The sequence below is a fragment of the Dorea amylophila genome (assembly GCF_025567265.1).
Lineage (GTDB): Bacteria > Bacillota > Clostridia > Lachnospirales > Lachnospiraceae > Dorea_A > Dorea_A amylophila.
Map to the genome: position 1 here is coordinate 46439 of NZ_JAOQJW010000023.1, position 17186 is coordinate 63624.

At 41.9% G+C, this 17186-nt stretch carries 15 protein-coding genes; 9 read left to right on the plus strand and 6 right to left on the minus strand.

What is annotated here, in order from left to right:
* A complete protein-coding gene (locus OCV72_RS13675; protein WP_055284345.1) occupies positions 1-1047 on the minus strand; it encodes an AraC family transcriptional regulator in 1047 nt (348 codons plus the stop codon).
* Between the two features lie 175 nt (positions 1048-1222).
* Here OCV72_RS13675 and araA point away from each other — a divergent pair, with 175 nt between their 5' ends.
* From araA to OCV72_RS13690, 3 genes are all read left to right on the plus strand, one after another.
* Positions 1223-2722 carry an L-arabinose isomerase gene (gene araA / locus OCV72_RS13680; RefSeq protein ID WP_055284346.1) on the plus strand — a complete coding sequence of 500 codons (1500 nt, stop codon included), beginning with the start codon at positions 1223-1225 and terminating at the stop codon, positions 2720-2722.
* Positions 2723-2854: 132 nt separating this feature from the next.
* Entirely contained in the window at positions 2855-4447 is a 1593-nt protein-coding gene (locus OCV72_RS13685; protein WP_055284347.1) for a xylulokinase, read from the plus strand.
* A gap of 87 nt (positions 4448-4534) precedes the next feature.
* The gene (locus OCV72_RS13690) at positions 4535-5236 is read left to right on the plus strand and encodes an L-ribulose-5-phosphate 4-epimerase (protein WP_055284348.1); all 702 of its coding nucleotides are present in this window, start codon (positions 4535-4537) and stop codon (positions 5234-5236) included.
* A gap of 81 nt (positions 5237-5317) precedes the next feature.
* Here OCV72_RS13690 and OCV72_RS13695 read toward each other — a convergent pair whose 3' ends face one another.
* From OCV72_RS13695 to aroF, 3 genes are read right to left on the minus strand one after another with little or no spacing between them, the layout of a single operon-like run.
* Positions 5318-6064 carry an SDR family NAD(P)-dependent oxidoreductase gene (locus OCV72_RS13695; RefSeq protein WP_055284349.1) on the minus strand — a complete coding sequence of 249 codons (747 nt, stop codon included), beginning with the start codon at positions 6062-6064 and terminating at the stop codon, positions 5318-5320.
* A gap of 24 nt (positions 6065-6088) precedes the next feature.
* A complete protein-coding gene (aroB, locus tag OCV72_RS13700) occupies positions 6089-7150 on the minus strand; it encodes a 3-dehydroquinate synthase (protein ID WP_055284350.1) in 1062 nt (353 codons plus the stop codon).
* 34 nt (positions 7151-7184) lie between these two features.
* Complete coding sequence (gene aroF / locus OCV72_RS13705; protein WP_055284351.1) at positions 7185-8198, minus strand: 3-deoxy-7-phosphoheptulonate synthase; 1014 nt, start codon at positions 8196-8198, stop codon at positions 7185-7187.
* A 239-nt stretch (positions 8199-8437) separates the two neighbouring features.
* Here aroF and OCV72_RS13710 point away from each other — a divergent pair, with 239 nt between their 5' ends.
* From OCV72_RS13710 to tadA, 6 genes are all read left to right on the plus strand, one after another.
* The gene (locus OCV72_RS13710) at positions 8438-9067 is read left to right on the plus strand and encodes a 4'-phosphopantetheinyl transferase family protein (RefSeq protein ID WP_055284352.1); all 630 of its coding nucleotides are present in this window, start codon (positions 8438-8440) and stop codon (positions 9065-9067) included.
* Positions 9068-9083: 16 nt separating this feature from the next.
* Entirely contained in the window at positions 9084-10838 is a 1755-nt protein-coding gene (locus OCV72_RS13715) for a glycoside hydrolase family 2 protein (RefSeq protein ID WP_055284353.1), read from the plus strand.
* A gap of 170 nt (positions 10839-11008) precedes the next feature.
* Positions 11009-12454 carry a helix-turn-helix domain-containing protein gene (locus OCV72_RS13720; RefSeq protein ID WP_055284354.1) on the plus strand — a complete coding sequence of 482 codons (1446 nt, stop codon included), beginning with the start codon at positions 11009-11011 and terminating at the stop codon, positions 12452-12454.
* Between the two features lie 90 nt (positions 12455-12544).
* Complete coding sequence (locus OCV72_RS13725) at positions 12545-13993, plus strand: deoxyguanosinetriphosphate triphosphohydrolase (protein ID WP_055284355.1); 1449 nt, start codon at positions 12545-12547, stop codon at positions 13991-13993.
* 55 nt (positions 13994-14048) lie between these two features.
* Positions 14049-14852 (plus strand): hypothetical protein, encoded by an 804-nt coding sequence (locus OCV72_RS13730; RefSeq protein WP_055284356.1) that lies wholly within the window; start codon positions 14049-14051, stop codon positions 14850-14852.
* A 17-nt stretch (positions 14853-14869) separates the two neighbouring features.
* Positions 14870-15373: a tRNA adenosine(34) deaminase TadA gene (tadA, locus tag OCV72_RS13735; protein WP_055284357.1), complete on the plus strand. Its 504-nt coding sequence runs from the start codon at positions 14870-14872 to the stop codon at positions 15371-15373.
* 174 nt (positions 15374-15547) lie between these two features.
* On the opposite strand, the gene OCV72_RS13740 is transcribed toward tadA, so the two are convergent.
* Together OCV72_RS13740 and OCV72_RS13745 are read right to left on the minus strand one after the other, a co-directional pair.
* Positions 15548-16441: an IS3 family transposase gene (locus tag OCV72_RS13740; protein ID WP_226851847.1), complete on the minus strand. Its 894-nt coding sequence runs from the start codon at positions 16439-16441 to the stop codon at positions 15548-15550.
* Positions 16441-17127, minus strand: coding sequence for a helix-turn-helix domain-containing protein (locus OCV72_RS13745; protein ID WP_055284358.1), 687 nt, complete (start codon positions 17125-17127; stop codon positions 16441-16443). Before OCV72_RS13745 ends, OCV72_RS13740 begins: the two co-directional genes overlap by 1 nt.
* Between the last annotated feature and the right edge of the window lie 59 nt (positions 17128-17186).

Genomic DNA, 17186 nt, shown 5'->3' on the forward strand with positions numbered 1-17186 from the left:
TTATCTTGTATGCCGCCTGTAGCTTGCAGGTGTCTCTTCATATTTTTCCTGGAATAATTTATAAAAATATCCCTTGTTATGATATCCTACAGAATCAGCAATTTCCTCAATACTCTTATCGGTCGATACAAGCAGATGCTCTGCACGCTCGAGACGGATCTGCTGGAGATAAGCGGAATAGGTGAGCCCGGTCTTACGCTTGATCAGGCGGTTGAAGTAATCTTCCTGATAGTGGAATTCATTTACCAGATCCTGAATGGTGATATCTTTAAAATGTGCCCGGATATAATCTGAGATCTCTTCGAATACGATCCAGTTCATCGTCTGCTTCTGCTCTTTGGAAAGAGAAAAATCATACTGCGTACTTAAGATCCTGAATATGCGGAATAACAGACCTTTTGTGATGTATCGTGATCCGCTGTCCGGCGAATAAGATTCTTTCAAAAGCAATAAAAGACTGTCGTCCAAAGCTTCACTTGCTCCGGCTGATGGACGGAAATGCAGGAATTGCTGGACATCCTTTTGCTTTAATAAGGCAGACTGCAGGAAAGAAAGAATCTTCTGCGGGGTGCTGTTCTCGTTCATGATCTCCGTAAACATATCATTGGCGATTCCAAGAAAAAGAACCACTCCCGACTGGTCTGTCAGACAGTCCTGATGCAGGCAGTTCTTGTCGATCAGGCAGAGTTCTCCTTTTTGGAATACGACATCTTTATTCAGTATCCGCTGATGAAATTCCCCATCTACAACGTAAGAAAGCTCCAGATAATCATGCGTGTGAAGCTGCGTATATTCTCCATCCGAATAAGAATAATGGTAACAGAAATTCTCCGGGGAGGGCATCATTGTTGCATACAGATTACCAGGAGAATCAAAGTTCCAGCATAACAGGAAACTGCGGTCCTGACTGAGTAACGGATAAGTCTTAACTTCCTGGACGGACTTGGAATATTCCGGACAGATAAGTCTTGCGCCTAATTTATGGTTTTCCGGAAGAAGCCGGGCATCAGGTCCTGTGATCCGGCGGCAAAAATCGGATAAATTCATACAAATACCTCCTTGACATCTAGTATGATTATACCATAACAGAGGTCGGAATAGGTAACAATTTTTCCAAAAGTGCAGAGTTTAGAGATTGAGAAAGTAAGTTTGTATTTTTATAATAGAGACATAATAAAGCTGTAGACGAAACAGAAAATTTGAATGAAAAGGAGTAAAAAATATGTTAAAAACAAAAAATTATCAGTTTTGGTTCTGTACAGGATCACAGGATCTTTATGGAGATGAGTGTCTTGCACACGTAGCAGAGCATTCAAAGATTATCGTAGATGCGTTAAATAAATCAGGAAACCTTCCATATGAAGTCGTATGGAAACCAACCATGATTACAAATGAAGTAATCAGAAAGACATTCAACGAAGCGAATACAGATGAGAACTGTGCCGGTGTTATCACATGGATGCATACATTCTCTCCTGCAAAATCATGGATCTTAGGATTACAGGAGTACAGAAAACCATTACTTCACTTACATACACAGTTCAACCGTGAAATTCCATATGACACTATCGACATGGATTTCATGAATGAGAACCAGGCAGCACATGGTGACAGAGAATATGGACACATTTTCAGCCGCTTGAATATGGAACGTAAAGTTGTTGCAGGATATTGGGAAGATGAAGACGTTCAGAAACAGATCGGATCATGGATGCGTACAGCAGTTGGTGTTGTAGAAAGCAGCCACATCAGAGTTATGCGTGTAGCTGACAATATGAGAAACGTTGCTGTTACAGAAGGTGACAAAGTAGAAGCTCAGATTAAATTCGGATGGGAAGTAGATGCTTATCCTGTAAATGAGATCGTTGAAGCTGTAAATGCTGTATCTCAGGCAGATATTGATACATTAGTAGAAGAGTATTATGACAAATATGATATCCTTCTGGAAGGAAGAGATGAGAAAGAATTCCGTGAGCATGTAGCAGTGCAGGCTGGAATCGAACTTGGATTTGAAAGATTTTTGGACGAGAAGAACTATCAGGCAATCGTAACACACTTCGGAGATCTTGGTGGACTGAAACAGCTTCCGGGACTTGCAATCCAGAGACTGATGGAAAAAGGTTATGGATTTGGAGCAGAAGGTGACTGGAAGACAGCTGCTATGGTACGTGTTATGAAGATCATGACTCAGGGAATGAAGGATGCTAAGGGAACTTCATTCATGGAAGACTATACATACAACCTTGTACCAGGAAAAGAAGGCGTTCTGGAAGCTCATATGCTTGAGGTTTGCCCGACAATCGCAGATGGAAAGATCAGCATTAAAGAACAGCCACTCAGCATGGGTGACAGAGAAGATCCGGCAAGACTTGTATTCACATCTAAGACCGGACCGGCTGTCGCAACATCTCTGATTGACCTCGGAGACAGATTCCGTCTGATCATCAACGATGTAGACTGCAAGAAGACAGAGAAACCAATGCCAAAACTCCCTGTAGCAACAGCATTCTGGACACCACAGCCGAACTTAAAGGTTGGAACAGAAGCATGGATTCTGGCAGGAGGAGCTCATCATACAGCATTCTCTTATGACTTAACAGCAGAGCAGATGGGTGACTGGGCAGCAAGCATGGGAATCGAAGCTGTATACATTGATAAGGATACAACAATCAGACAGTTCAAGAACGAACTCCTGTGGAACAGTGTTGCATTCCGGAAATAATTGAAATTATCACATAAGCAGTAACATTTCATTTTGCAGGGGATATCAAATAGATATTTCCCTGCAAAAATAGTATAATGGGTAGTATATAAAAAGAAAACTTATAAAAATAATATTAGGAGGAAGCGTACAATGAGTAACATAAAAGAAATCATTGAGAGCGGAAAAGCGTTTCTGGGAATCGAATTCGGTTCTACAAGAATTAAAGCGGTACTGATCGATGAGGAGCACAATCCAATTGCATCCGGAAGCCACACATGGGAGAACCGTTACGAGAACGGACTGTGGACTTACTCTCTGGATGATATCTGGACAGGTCTTCAGGACAGTTACCGTGACATGGCAGAAAATGTACAGAAAGAGTACGGAGTAACAATTAAAAAACTCGGAGCGATCGGATTCAGTGCCATGATGCACGGATATATGGCATTTGACAAAGAAGGAAAGCTTCTTGCACCATTCCAGACATGGAGAAACAGCAATACAGGAAAGGCTTCTGAAGTGCTGGTAGATTTGTTCCAGTACAACATACCACTGAGATGGAGTATTGCGCATCTGTATCAGTGTATCCTGGATAAAGAAGAGCATGTAAAAGATATTGCATTTATGACAACGCTTGCGGGATATATCCACTGGCAGATGACAGGTGAGAAGGTTCTTGGTGTAGGTGATGCATCCGGAATGTTCCCAATTGATATGAATACAAAAGATTACGATGAAGAGATGATCCAAAAGTTCGATAAACTCATCGAAGGTGAGAACTATCCATGGAAAGTAAAAGAGATCCTTCCTAAAGTTCTGGTAGCAGGAGACGCAGCCGGTATCCTGACAGAAGAAGGAGCAAAGAAACTTGACCCTACAGGAAATCTGGAAGCAGGAATTCCACTTTGTCCTCCGGAAGGAGATGCAGGAACAGGTATGGTAGCTACAAACAGCGTAGCACAGCGTACAAGCAACATTTCCGCAGGTACTTCATTCTTCTCTATGGTTGTCCTTGAGAAGCCTCTGAAAGATTTGCATACAGAGATTGACATGGTTACAACACCTGACGGAAGTCTGGTTGCTATGGTGCATTCCAATAACGGAACCACAGACCTGAATGCATGGGTAAATCTGTTCAAAGAATTCGCAGATTCTATCGGAGCAGACGTGGATATGAACCAGATGTATGGAACACTTTACAATAAAGCACTGGAAGGCGATGCTGACTGCGGCGGAATCCTTTCTTACGGCAACTATGCAGGAGAGCCTATCACAAATGTAGAAAAAGGACGTCCGATGGTAGTAAGAACACCGGAGACAAAATTCACTCTGGCGAACTTCATGAGGTCTCATCTGTACACAGCACTTGGTGTTATCAAAGTCGGAATGGACATTTTAACAAAAGACGAAGGTGTAGAGATCGATACTGTTCTCGGTCATGGAGGACTCTTCAAGACAAAAGGTGTCGGACAGAAGATTTTGGCTGATGCGATCAACACACCGGTCGTAGTTATGGAGACAGCAGGAGAAGGCGGACCATGGGGAATGGCTATTCTGGCTGAGTACATGGTAAAACGTGCAGAAGGTGAGAAACTGGAAGATTATCTGAAGAATAAAGTATTCGGAAGCAATGCCGGAAGCAGAATTGATCCGGATCCGGAAGGCGTAGCAGGATACGAAGCATTTATGGAGACATATAAGAAGGGACTTGACGTAGAGCGTAGAGCTTGTGCTGATCTGTAAAAGCTGTCATATTGTGTAAAAGTAGAGGGGACACGGTGATGTCCCCGTATCTGTTATGATATAGAAGAGGTAAAGGAGATAAGAAAAATGCTGGAAGAATTGAAAAAAGAAGTATATGAAGCAAACATGCTTCTTCCAAAATATGATCTGGTAACATTTACATGGGGAAATGTAAGCGGGATTGACCGTGAAAAAGGACTTTTTGTCATCAAACCAAGCGGAGTTGATTATGACAAATTAACACCGGAAGACATGGTTGTTGTTGATCTTCAGGGAAACAAAGTAGAAGGAGACTTAAATCCATCTTCTGATACAGCGACACACGTAGAACTGTACAACAGATTCCCGAATATTGGCGGCGTTGTGCATACACATTCTCCATGGGCAACAAGCTGGGCTCAGGCAGGAAGAGGAATTCCTTGTTATGGAACTACACATGCAGATTATCTGTACGGAACAGTACCATGTGTAAGAAATCTTACAAAAGAAGAAATTGACGAAGCTTATGAGAAAAATACAGGTGTCCTGATCGCAGACAGATTCGATGAAGATGATCTGGATTATGTTGCAACACCTGCAGTACTCTGCAAGAATCACGGACCATTTACATGGGGCAAGGATGCTCACGAAGCAGTTCATAACGCAGTAGTATTAGAGGAAGTTGCCAAGATGGCAGCAAGATGCGAAATGATCAACCCGGACGTAAAACCTGCACCACAGGAATTACAGGATAAGCATTACTTCAGAAAACATGGAGCAAATGCTTATTATGGACAGCCAGGGAAATAAATGAATTGGTGTTAAAAAAGGATTACAAGAGACACTGCCAGTGATGACAGTGTCTCTTGTAGTCTTGGTATTCATTGGGTTTTATACTGTTGTGAACAGGTCGACAGACTGTCCGGTCATAACTGCCGGTGAATCTGCCAAAAGGTAGATGATTGCTTTTGCAACATCTTTTGAGCTTCCCATCGGGCAGCCGTCCTGTCCTACAGAGTGGTTGTAGACTCTCTGTCCCGGTGTGTCCACGATTCCAGGAGATACGGCATTGCATTTGATTCCGTATTCTTTGGTCTGGATAGCAGTTGTCTTGGTCATGGTTACGATACCGCCTTTTGCAACAGCGTATGCACCCATCTGAGATGCAATACGACCCATTCTTGAAGATACATTTACGATATCTCCTTTTCCTTGTTTTATCATTACAGGTACAACATTTTTAGTTACAAGGAATGGGATTCTCAAGTTTGTTTTGATGATCTGATCCCACTGTTCTTCTGACCATTCCCAGATCTTAATTGCCTGATGTTCGATATTTTTGTAGATCTCTTTTGGGTATCCGCCTGCATTGTTAACGAGAATATCAATTCTTCCGTATTTATCAACAACAGTTTTGACCATGTCGGCAACCTGTTCTCCGTCTGTAAGGTCTCTGGAAAGTGAGATTGCTGTTCCGCCGGCATCTTCGATCATTTTTACTGTTTCATCAAGATCAGACTGTGTTCTTGCTACTGTTACGACAGTGGCACCTTCAGCAGCGATAGCAAGTGCTGCGTCACGTCCGATTCCTTTTCCTGATCCTGTTACGATTGCGATTTTTCCTTCTAATTTACCCATGACATATATCCTCCAAAATTATATTTATACAAGCCTTGCTGTTTCAGCAAAGAACTGAATGTCTGTAGCTTCGATGTAGCTGTTACCGATTTCATGAAGTAGTATGACGTTGAGATTACCGTTCAGATTCTTCTTGTCTAAGGCGATCGCTTCGGTTAATGTCCCAAGAGTGAGACCGCATTCAAAAGGAAGTCCGTAGGTTTTTAAAACCTGCTGGATACGGTCTGCAGTTCCTTTTGGTGTTAATCCTTTTTCCTCGGCAATCATGGTAATCTGATACATGCCAATGGCAACGGCTTCGCCATGACTTTCCCGCTGATAATGGAAATGTTGTTCAATGGTGTGAGCCAGTGTGTGTCCGAAATTCAGTAACATACGCTCACCTGTGTCAAACTGATCATTTTCTACAACCATTCGTTTGATATCTACACAGCGTGTGATGATGGCAGGCAGTTCTTCTTTTAAATCTTCAAAAGAACTGTGTGATTCCAAGGTACTAAATAAATCCGCATCTTTGATGCAGCCGTATTTGATAACCTCTCCCATACCATCGTTGATAAATCGTTCCTTCAGCGTGTTAAGTACCAGTGGATCGATCAGCACCAGTGAAGGCTGATAGAATGCGCCGACCAGATTCTTGCCTTCCGGAAGGTCTACTGCGACTTTTCCACCGACAGAAGAATCAACCTGCGCCAACAGTGAAGTTGGGATCTGTACCAGTCTTACACCTCTTAGATAACTGGAAGCGGCAAATCCTGCAAGATCACCGATGACACCGCCGCCAAGAGCAATGACCAGATCACTTCTGGAAATCTTTGCTTCCAGCATGGCTTTGTAGACTGTCGGAAGTGTCTGGAAATCCTTGGTGGCTTCTCCGTGAGGGAGTACCAGATGATGGCATTCATAATCTGAATCCAGTGTACGGATCAGTGTATCTCCGTATAGAGGAAATACATTATCGTCCGAAATGATCATAATGCGTTTGCCGTGATACATCTTACGGATATAGTTCCCTGCTTGGGACAATATATTATTTTCAATATAAATAGGATAACTGTCTTTTTCCAGATTAACTGTAAGTTTCATTTTAAAGCTCCTGTAAACTATGAGGCTGCATACATTAGATGGATTTTCCGACTACATTTGCAATCTGTGCAACCTGTTTGAGTAATTCGTCGTATTTATTAGGTTTTAATGACTGTGCTCCGTCGCAGAGTGCAGATTCGGGATCGTTGTGTACTTCTATCATCAGTCCGTCTGCTCCGGCGGCTATAGCAGCCATTGCCATGGAATCTACTAACCACCATTTTCCACCTGCATGACTTGGGTCAACGATGATTGGAAGATGTGTCAGTTTACGAAGTACAGGTATACTCTGAAGATCCAGAGTATTTCTTGTATAGCTTTCGAAAGTACGGATTCCACGTTCGCAGAGGATGACATTTTCATTACCGGATGCCATGATGTATTCTGCTGACATGATCCATTCTTCGTAAGTAGCATTCAGACCCCTTTTTAAGAGGATTGGACGATCAAGCTGCCCCAATTCTTTTAACAGGTCGAAGTTCTGCATATTACGTGCACCGATCTGGATAAGATCTACTTTTTCGTTAAATACATCAAGGTATTTGTCGGACATCAGTTCAGTTACGATCGGAAGACCGGTCTCTTCTTTAACTGCGGTTAAGATATCAAGACCTTCAAGCCCGAGTCCCTGGAATGAATAAGGGCTTGTTCTTGGCTTGAATGCACCTCCGCGGAGTAAGTTGGCTCCGGAAGCTTTTGCTGCCCGGGCAATTTCAAGAACCTGTTCGTATGATTCTACGGAACAAGGACCGGCGATCATTGCAAGATTGTCTCCGCCGACTTTTACGCCGGATACATTGATAATGGAATCTTCCGGATGGAATGCACGGTTAGCTAATTTGTACGGTTCCTGTACATGCATAACTTTATCAACTGCAGAATCAATCTCGAATAATTTGGAATCAACTTTGGCTGTGTCACCGATACAGCCGATCACTGTCATCTCCTTGCCTTGTACAATATGTGTGTCAAGACCTTTCTTTTTGACCATGTTCTCAACACGAGAAACATCATCTTTTGTAGTATGTGGTTTTAATACGATAATCATAATTAATATCCTCCAATATGTATGATCATTGTGCCTGTGTGATATTTTCTTTCTCGTGTGAATCTGTTGTGGTCGCACTGTAAAATATTCGCACTGCAAAACTTTAAACGCTTAAAGCGTAAAACTAATGATATATTAACGCAATGGAATTTGATTGTCAATACTTTTATTGGATAAATTCTTTCATTTTTTTAAAAGTGTGTTAGACTAAAATTGTATAGTAAAAAGGGAGTGGGAAAATGGTAAATGTATGGGCAGCAGATATTACACCACTATTAATAGAAGAAATATATCGTGCATATTATAACAGGGTGCCAAAGTGGAGAAAGGAAAAAGCGGATAAGCTGCGGAATGTGGCAGACCGTGCAAGGAGTGTTGGTGCATGGATCTTATGGGAGAAGATACAAGAGATGACCGGACTTCCGGAAGATGCTGTATTCAATCTGTCGCATTCGGGAAAGTATGTATTGTGCGCCTGCAGTGACCGGGAAGGCGTGCAGGTCGGATGTGATGTGGAGATGACAGGAGAATTAAGGATGTCAGTAGCTGAACGCTATTTCTGTCCATCAGAATGTAAGATCATCCGTGCAGGTACGGATGAAAAAGAACAGGCAGAATGGTTCTACCGTTTCTGGGTATTGAAAGAAAGCTTTATGAAAGCCACCAGGAGGGGCATGGGACTGGATATGAGGACATATGAATTTGCCTGGAGGCCGGATGGCATACCATATATGAGAAAGCAGCCGGATGAATATCCCGGGATCTACCTGTGCAGGGAATATGAACTGAAGCAGGGGGATGCAAGAGCCGCAGTGATTACGACAGATGATGAAATCGGGGGGAGATTACAAGAAGTCAGACTTGCTTAAAAAGGGGTGTATGAACATGAGACAGTTAAAGACGAAATGGGCAGACAATATAAATGAAAAGAATGTATTAGGGGAATATCCAAGACCATTGATGCGCCGGAAAAGTTATGTGAATCTGAACGGTGTGTGGAAATATGCAATAAAAGACACAAAAGGATTTCCAAAGAAAATGAACGGAGACATATTGGTCCCGTTTTCACCGGAGGCAGCACTGTCGGGAGTCGGAAGACAGTTAAAGCCGGATGAATTTTTATGGTATAAAAGGAGTCTTCCGGAAGAGATAAGACCAGAAGCAGGAAGCCGCTGGCTGCTTCATTTCGGAGCTGTGGATCAGTGTGCAGTTGTCTATGTAAATGGAAAGAAACAAGGAAAACATGTGGGCGGATATCTTCCGTTTTCATTCGATGTTACGGATGCATTGCAAGAAGAAAGAAATATACTGACAATAAAAGTAAAAGATTATTCCGATACATATTATTACAGCAGGGGAAAACAGAAATTAGAAAATGGCGGGATGTTCTATACGGCGCAAAGTGGAATCTGGCAAACGGTATGGATGGAAAAGGTTCCGGAGTATCACATCAAAGATCTGAAGATCACACCGCTTTATGATCAGTCTTCCGTTATGATACAGCTGGAAGATGCCGCCGGAAGAAAAGATATCGACTATGATGTGACGGTAACGGCAAGAACGATGTGGCCGTTAAAAACTGCCGGCAGGACAGGGAGACCATGTATGGTGAGAATTCCGCATATGAGAAACTGGAGTCCGGAGGATCCGTTTTTATATGATGTGCATATAAAGATGGGGAATGATTCGGTAGAGAGTTATTTTGCCATGCGTAAGATAGAAGTGAAGAATGACAAAAACGGAATCCCGAGAATCTTTTTGAACAACAAACCATATTTTCAAAAAGGAGTTCTGGATCAGGGATACTGGCCGGACGGCTTGTATACACCACCGTGTGATGAAGCGATGATCTATGATATCCAGAAGATGAAGGATCTGGGGTTTAATATGATCCGGAAGCATATCAAGATAGAACCGCAGAGATGGTATTATCATTGTGACCGGATTGGCATGCTGGTATGGCAGGATATGGTGAATGGAGGACGTGAATATAAGAGCTGGTATGTTACCTGGCTGGCAACAGCTATGGAAGGAACGCATATCCGTGCAAAGGATACAAGGCTGCATCTGATGGGACGTCAGGATCCGACCGGACAGAAACAGTTTGAAAGTGAAATGAAAGAAACGATCCGGCGGTTATATAATCATCCGTCCGTTGTGACATGGGTGATATTTAATGAGGGCTGGGGACAATTCAAGACGAGGAAGATGACAGACATTGCTCTGGCAGAAGATCATACCAGATTGATTGATTCTGCAAGCGGATGGTTTGATCAGGGATGTGGGGATATCAAAAGTATTCATGATTATTTCTTCCCGTTGAATATCACACCGGAAAAGCGGGTGACAGCGCTTACCGAATTCGGGGGATACTCGCTTCAGATTCCGAAGCACAGTATGTATGAAAAAGATATTTACGGATATAAGATATTTAAAAGAAAAAAAGATCTCAGCAGAGCGTATGAAAAATTGATAAAAAAACTCGTTATCCCGAATATCAGCAGGGGGTTAAGTGCGACGGTCTATACGCAATTATCGGATATAGAAGAAGAGGTAAATGGAATTCTTTCTTATGACAGAAAAATAGTAAAAATCGATGAAAATGTGGTGAGGGAATGGAACGAAAAACTTCATTTTTAACCGGAAATTCAGGGAAAATTGATGAGTTGCGTAGTTGACGTGATTTCGGTGATTTGTTAGAATATAAAAGGGAAAAATAAAGATTTATCAAGATAGAAAATTGTTTACAAAACCATAAAAAAACACATGAGGAGAGTATGGGAGCGTAAGAATAATTAAGGAGGAAGACGATGTTGGAATTAACATTTGGAGAACAGGTCAAGATCATTCTGAGCCGTAAAGGAATGACCATCAAAGAACTTGCAGAAAAGATAGAAAAACAGACAGGAAAAAAGATGTCGCGCCAGAACCTGACACAACGTCTCGGAAGAGATAATTTCCAGGAGCAGGATATGCGTATGATCGCAAAGATTCTGGAATGCCCGTTCTATTTAGATATATTAGAAGAACATGAAGACCGCACAGAGAAACCGGTGAAAGAACAGAAAGCTGCAGAACCGGAACAGAAAGAGGCACCTACAAGAGCGGAAGAAAGGGATATTACGATTGGAGAACTGGTCGATATTCATAAAGAATTAGATGCGATTGAGAAGAAGAAAAGCAAGAAAAAAGCAAAGAAAGTTGTAGAAGAGAATCCGGAATATGTCCAGGAGACGATTTTTGACTTCTTTGTGAATGAGAAAGCAGAAGAGGCGGAAGTAGAAGCAGAGGCGGAAGTAGAAGCAGAGCCGGAAGTAGAAGCAGAGGCGGAAGTGGAAGCAGAGCCAGTATATGAAGAAGCAGAGCCGGAGTATGCAGCAGAGCCGGAGTATGCAGAAGAGCCAGTATATGAAGAAGCAGAGCCGGAGTATGCAGAAGAGCCGGTATATGAAGAAGCAGAGGCGGAAGTAGAAGCAGAGCCGGAATATGCAGCAGAGGCGGAAGTAGAAGCAGAGCCGGAGTATGAGGAAGAGCCGGAGTATGAGGAAGAGCCGGAGTATGAGGAAGAGCCGGAGTATGAGGAAGAGCCGGAGTATGAGGAAGAGCCGGAGTATGAGGAAGAGCCGGAGTATGAGGAAGAGCCGGAGTATGAGGAAGAGCCGGAGTATGAGGAAGAGCCGGAAGTAGAAGAGCCGGAAGTAGAAGAACCGGAACCAAAGAAGATTGAGACAGAGAAGAAGGCACATGGATGGAGAGCATTTTTCGGAATCCATAAAAAGCATGAAGAACCGGTGAAAGAAGAAAAAGAGAAAGAAAAACCGGAAATCCAATATCATGAATTTGATTATTCAGAAGATGGAGAATCAGGCGAACTTGCAGAAGAGTTTCTTCCAGATGAACCTGAGGAAGCAGAGACATATGCCGCAGAGACAGAAACGGCTGCTTATGAAAATGCAGAACAGTTAAATACGAACTATGATGCAGGACATCAGAACAGGTATGCACAGGAGAATGAAGAGGATTTATTTACATCAACGGAAGAGGATCTTGAGAAAGGGGAACTTAACCCTTACACCGGACATGAATATGAATCGAACAGTGTAAGAATGCATCCGAACCGGATCGGCTATGTGCAGGTATATGACCGTGGAAGTCATCAGTGGACAGATATGACGGAGTGGGCGTTTCTCGGATATCAGGAGCGTAAGAAAGCGTTACTTGGCAAAGATTATGAGCCGCCGATCTATCTGGATTAATGGAAAATGAACTTAAGAAAGTAATGCTGTAAATAAGGTGTTCAGCCGGAGATCCGGCTGGACACTTTTTGACAAAAAGGAGGATGTAAAATGGAGTGGACAAGACTTTTATCGACAAAGAGACAAAGGCCGGGCAGACATCAGGATGTACGTTCCGCCGATACCGATCTGAGAAGCGAATTTGAAAAGGATTACCACAGGATCATTGGAAGTGCATCATTTCGGAGACTTCAGGACAAGACACAGGTATTTCCATTAGATAAAAGTGATTTTATTCGGACCAGGCTGACCCATTCTATGGAGGTATCATCGCTGGCAAAATCGCTGGGACAGAATATCGGCGAAAGCATACTGGCACATAAGAAAGATACAAGTTTCACTCCGGGGATGAAAGAAGATATTTGCAATATTCTTCAGTGTGCAGGACTGATTCATGACATTGGAAATCCTCCGTTCGGACATTATGGGGAGTTTGCGATCAGAGAGTGGTTTGAACGGAATCTTCCGGTGTTAAAATATCACGGAACACCGATAGAAGAATTGCTGGAAGAACAGATGAGGGAAGATTTTTATCATTTTGAAGGAAATGCACAGGCGCTCAGGCTGGTGAGTAAGCTTCATTTCCTGGTAGATGAAAATGGAATGAATCTTACCTATGCGCTTTTAAACACAATTATAAAATATCCGGTGGCATCTACACAGATCCGGCCAAAGTCCGGGGATATCCGTGAAAAAAAGATGGGGTATTATTATGCGGACCGGGAGTTATTCGAAGATATCGTGATGGAGACAGGGGCGGGAAATTGCAGACATCCTCTGACATTTATTCTGGAGGCAGCAGATGATATTGCATATAAAACGGCAGATATCGAAGATGCATTTGTGAAAGGGTTCATTACTTATCACAGTCTGCGGGATGAATTGCGGAAGCTTCAAAACAGAGAAAAGAAGCTGGCAGTTCCGGAACAGGCGGAATGGAATAGATTCCGGCCGGCAGATAAACTGGTGGAATTATATGAACGTGCAAAGAAAAATGGAGTAGATAACCCCGGAGATTATGCAGTGAAAAACTGGATCGTAAAGGCACAGGGATTTCTGATCGGATATGCAACATCTGGATTTACTTCTCATTACGATGAGATTATGAATGGAGTATATAAAACGGATTTATTCGCAGATACACCGGCGGAAGGACTTGTAAAATTACTTGGAGAGATTGCATGCAAATGTGTGTTTAAGTCAGAAACAATCTACCGGATGGAAGTGAAGGAAGCAGTGATGCTTGACAATCTGATGGACCGCTTCATGGGTGCGATAATTAAATATGATGATCCGGCACAGAAACTGAATTCTATAGAAGAACGGCTGGTTTCGTTTATTTCCAATAATTACAAAAAAGCATACCGCTATCATGCGGAGGGACAGCCAGACATTTACCGGTTGTATCTGAGATTATTACTGGTTACGGACTATATCTGCGGAATGACCGACAGCTATGCGAAGAGGTTGTATCAGGAATTGAATGCGATTATGGCATAAAAGAGAATATTTCAGAATAGATTGTGATAAATAGCCGTAAACAGGAGTGGGTATTTTGAGACGGTTTATCCGATATCTGTATGAATACGAACAAGAGAAGAAGATGCGGAATGTAGGCTTCGTAAAAATAGAACAGGATATGGAACAGTGTGTGATCCATGTACACGGAAAAGGATTCCGGATGGAAGAAGACGCAAAGGGACTGGAAGTATATTTGTTCTGGAATCAGGATGAAAAATGTAACGGAATCAATATGGGAGTGACAGAGCCACCGTCTCCCGGACTGAATTATCAATTGTGTTATACACCGGAAGATATGGGGGAGAAAGAAAATTATGGTCTGGTCAACGGAATTATTTTAAAAGACATAAGCGGGCACTGTTATGCTGCAGTGTGGAATGACGATGCGGTAAATATCTGTCAGATGGAAAAGTGGGAGATGGCGGAGGAAGAGACGCATGAAAAAGAAAAGAGTAATGCAGAGGCTTCAGAGGAACAGGAAGTAAAGGAATGTGGGAAAAGATACAAAGTCAGAAAAATCCAACGGAAAGATATGGTATGTCTTCCGAGATGTGAATGGAAGCATGCGAACAATAGTTTTCTGGTTCATGGATATTATAATTATCATCACCTGATATTGACAGTCTGTGATGGTCAGTTAAAATTAGGAGTACCTGGAGTATATCATCCACAGGAAGCAAAAGCAGCAGAAAGTTTTGGGTTTCCGGAATTTCTGCCGTTTGAGGAGACCGGACTTGCGCTTACGGAAGAAGAAACGAATGACAGAGAGACATTCGGATACTGGTGCAGAGATGTCCGCGGATCGGAAGACTGCGCAGATATACAAAGAAAAATATAATCAGATGGAGTGTGGAAATGCAAAGTACAGATGAAAAATATATGAAAGAAGCAATCAAACAGGCGAAAAAAGCTTATGCGATCGGAGAAGTACCGATCGGGTGTGTGATTGTGTATCAGGATAAGATCATAGGAAGAGGGTACAACCGGAGAACGATTGACAACAATACCCTGGCACATGCGGAACTGGCTGCGATCAGAAAAGCAAGCAGGAAAATGAATGACTGGAGATTGGAAGATTGTACGATGTATGTGACACTGGAGCCTTGCCAGATGTGTTCCGGTGCAATCGTACAGTCCCGGATGACAAGGGTGGTAGTCGGTTGTATGAATCCAAAAGCCGGTTGTGCGGGATCTATCTTAAATCTTTTGGATATGCCGGAATTTAACCATCAGGTGGAATTGACGACAGGAGTCATGGAAGAAGAATGCAGCCAGATGATGAAATCATTTTTTAAAGAATTAAGAGAGGCAAGGAAGAAGAAAAAGCAACTGGAAAAAGAGCAGACAGAGGAAATATAAGAGACAGGTGACCAGATGACAAAGCATGGAGATCCGGCATTCTGGACAGAGAAGAATAATTTGGTATAATATAAAAAAATATCCACATGCAGGAAACTGGTATGCTCCCCGTCAAGAGGACAATAAAAAATAATAAATTTTTGTATCGTCAGCCATGCTATGGCTGGCGATATTTTATGCTGCTTTTGTATATTGCTCATGATATTTCATTGGTGTCATTACATGCAGTTTCCTTTGAAGTCGTTGGTTGTTGTAGTAATCTATGTAATTAGCTATCGCAGTAATCAAAGAGCTTCTGTCATTAAAACGCTGTTTATAATACATTTCTCGTTTTAGAATTCCCCAAAACCCTTCCATTGGTCCATTGTCAATACAGTGGGCAACTCTAGACATACTCTGCTTCATATGATGTTTTTTTAATCTAGTATAAAACTGTGCGCTTGTATATTGAAAGCCTCGATCAGAATGAACTAATGGGTGTGCATCTGGCTCCTGACGAACAGCCTCATCAAACGTGTCCATAACTAATGGATTATCATTATGATCGCTGATTTTAAAGGAAACAATCCTTCTATCATATAAATCTAAAATAGCACTCAGATAAACTTTATGAACTTCTATTCCGTTGTAGTATTTAAATTCAGAAACATCTGTAAGCCACTTTTCATTCGGTTTTTCGGCGTGAAATTCACGGTGTAAATAGTTTTTTGCTATGTGATCAGGATTTCTGTCTCCTCTGGTACAACTCTTAGGTTTCCATTTAATATTTGATTTTATATCGTATTTCCTACAAATACGAAGTACTCGTTTATCATTCACATGAATTCCTTTATGTCCATCTAATTCATCACGAATCCTTCGGTATCCCATATCTGGATGCTGGTGATGAATCCTTTGGATTTCAGTGGATAGTCTTTCGTTTCGAAGTTCATTATTACTTTTCGGATATTTTCCCCAGCGGTAATACGCAGAACGTGTAACATTAAGATATTTACAAAGTCTATCTATGGGATAATGCTTAGTAGACGATAGTTTTTGGATGGCTTCATATTCGGCTAACCGATGGATTAAAGATAGCGACCCCTCCTTTCCAGTTCTCTGACTTTTTTTAACAGATCATTCTCCATTTGTAAGTCTAGATTTCTTCTTTCCAGTTCAGCTATCTTGTCACGTAGCTCTTCTTCAGGTGTTCTGCTTGGAAGAGAAGCTATACGACGTCCACGTCTGTCTTCCAGACCCGCTTGACCCATCTTTTCGTATCGTATTACCCAATTGCGAACTTGTTGATAGGAACAATCATATTTGAGTGCCATTGCACCATAATTCTTATCATTTGCAAGACAATCTGTTACTATTTTTAATCTCTCATCAAGTGTAGTGTTCTTTGCCTTTTTCATGTAAGCACCTCCAGTGGATGTTTTTAATATTCCACCAGAATTATACACCTTAATCCAATCGGAAAGCTGTCTGTGTGAACGAATTCCGTATTTTGTGCAAATATCCTGAAGAGATCCTTCTCCGTTAAGATAATCATTTATAGCAGATATTTTTAAATCTTTTGAATAAGATTTGTTTTTCGGTTGATTGAATAATCCAGTTGGTCCATCATACTGATAAATAGAAATCCAATTTCGAATACTATGATGATCAACTCCCAATTCTTTTCCTGCTTGCTGTATGCCAATTTCTCCTGCAAGGTAGCGTTCGACTATTTTTACTTTTTCTACTGGTTCTATCTTACTCTTTCTGAACATGAAAATACCCCCATATAGGACTTTTATATTTCATTGTCCTATATGAGGGTAGCATATCA

Excerpts from the sequence above, each read along its gene's own strand:
- OCV72_RS13675 (WP_055284345.1), bottom strand. The coding sequence starts at position 1,047 with ATGAATTTATCCGATTTTTGCCGCCGGATCACAGGACCTGATGCCCGG.
- araA (WP_055284346.1), top strand. The coding sequence starts at position 1,223 with ATGTTAAAAACAAAAAATTATCAGTTTTGGTTCTGTACAGGATCACAG.
- OCV72_RS13685 (WP_055284347.1), top strand. The coding sequence starts at position 2,855 with ATGAGTAACATAAAAGAAATCATTGAGAGCGGAAAAGCGTTTCTGGGA.
- OCV72_RS13690 (WP_055284348.1), top strand. The coding sequence starts at position 4,535 with ATGCTGGAAGAATTGAAAAAAGAAGTATATGAAGCAAACATGCTTCTT.
- OCV72_RS13695 (WP_055284349.1), bottom strand. The coding sequence starts at position 6,064 with ATGGGTAAATTAGAAGGAAAAATCGCAATCGTAACAGGATCAGGAAAA.
- aroB (WP_055284350.1), bottom strand. The coding sequence starts at position 7,150 with ATGAAACTTACAGTTAATCTGGAAAAAGACAGTTATCCTATTTATATT.
- aroF (WP_055284351.1), bottom strand. The coding sequence starts at position 8,198 with ATGATTATCGTATTAAAACCACATACTACAAAAGATGATGTTTCTCGT.
- OCV72_RS13710 (WP_055284352.1), top strand. The coding sequence starts at position 8,438 with ATGGTAAATGTATGGGCAGCAGATATTACACCACTATTAATAGAAGAA.
- OCV72_RS13715 (WP_055284353.1), top strand. The coding sequence starts at position 9,084 with ATGAGACAGTTAAAGACGAAATGGGCAGACAATATAAATGAAAAGAAT.
- OCV72_RS13720 (WP_055284354.1), top strand. The coding sequence starts at position 11,009 with ATGTTGGAATTAACATTTGGAGAACAGGTCAAGATCATTCTGAGCCGT.
- OCV72_RS13725 (WP_055284355.1), top strand. The coding sequence starts at position 12,545 with ATGGAGTGGACAAGACTTTTATCGACAAAGAGACAAAGGCCGGGCAGA.
- tadA (WP_055284357.1), top strand. The coding sequence starts at position 14,870 with ATGCAAAGTACAGATGAAAAATATATGAAAGAAGCAATCAAACAGGCG.
- OCV72_RS13745 (WP_055284358.1), bottom strand. The coding sequence starts at position 17,127 with ATGTTCAGAAAGAGTAAGATAGAACCAGTAGAAAAAGTAAAAATAGTC.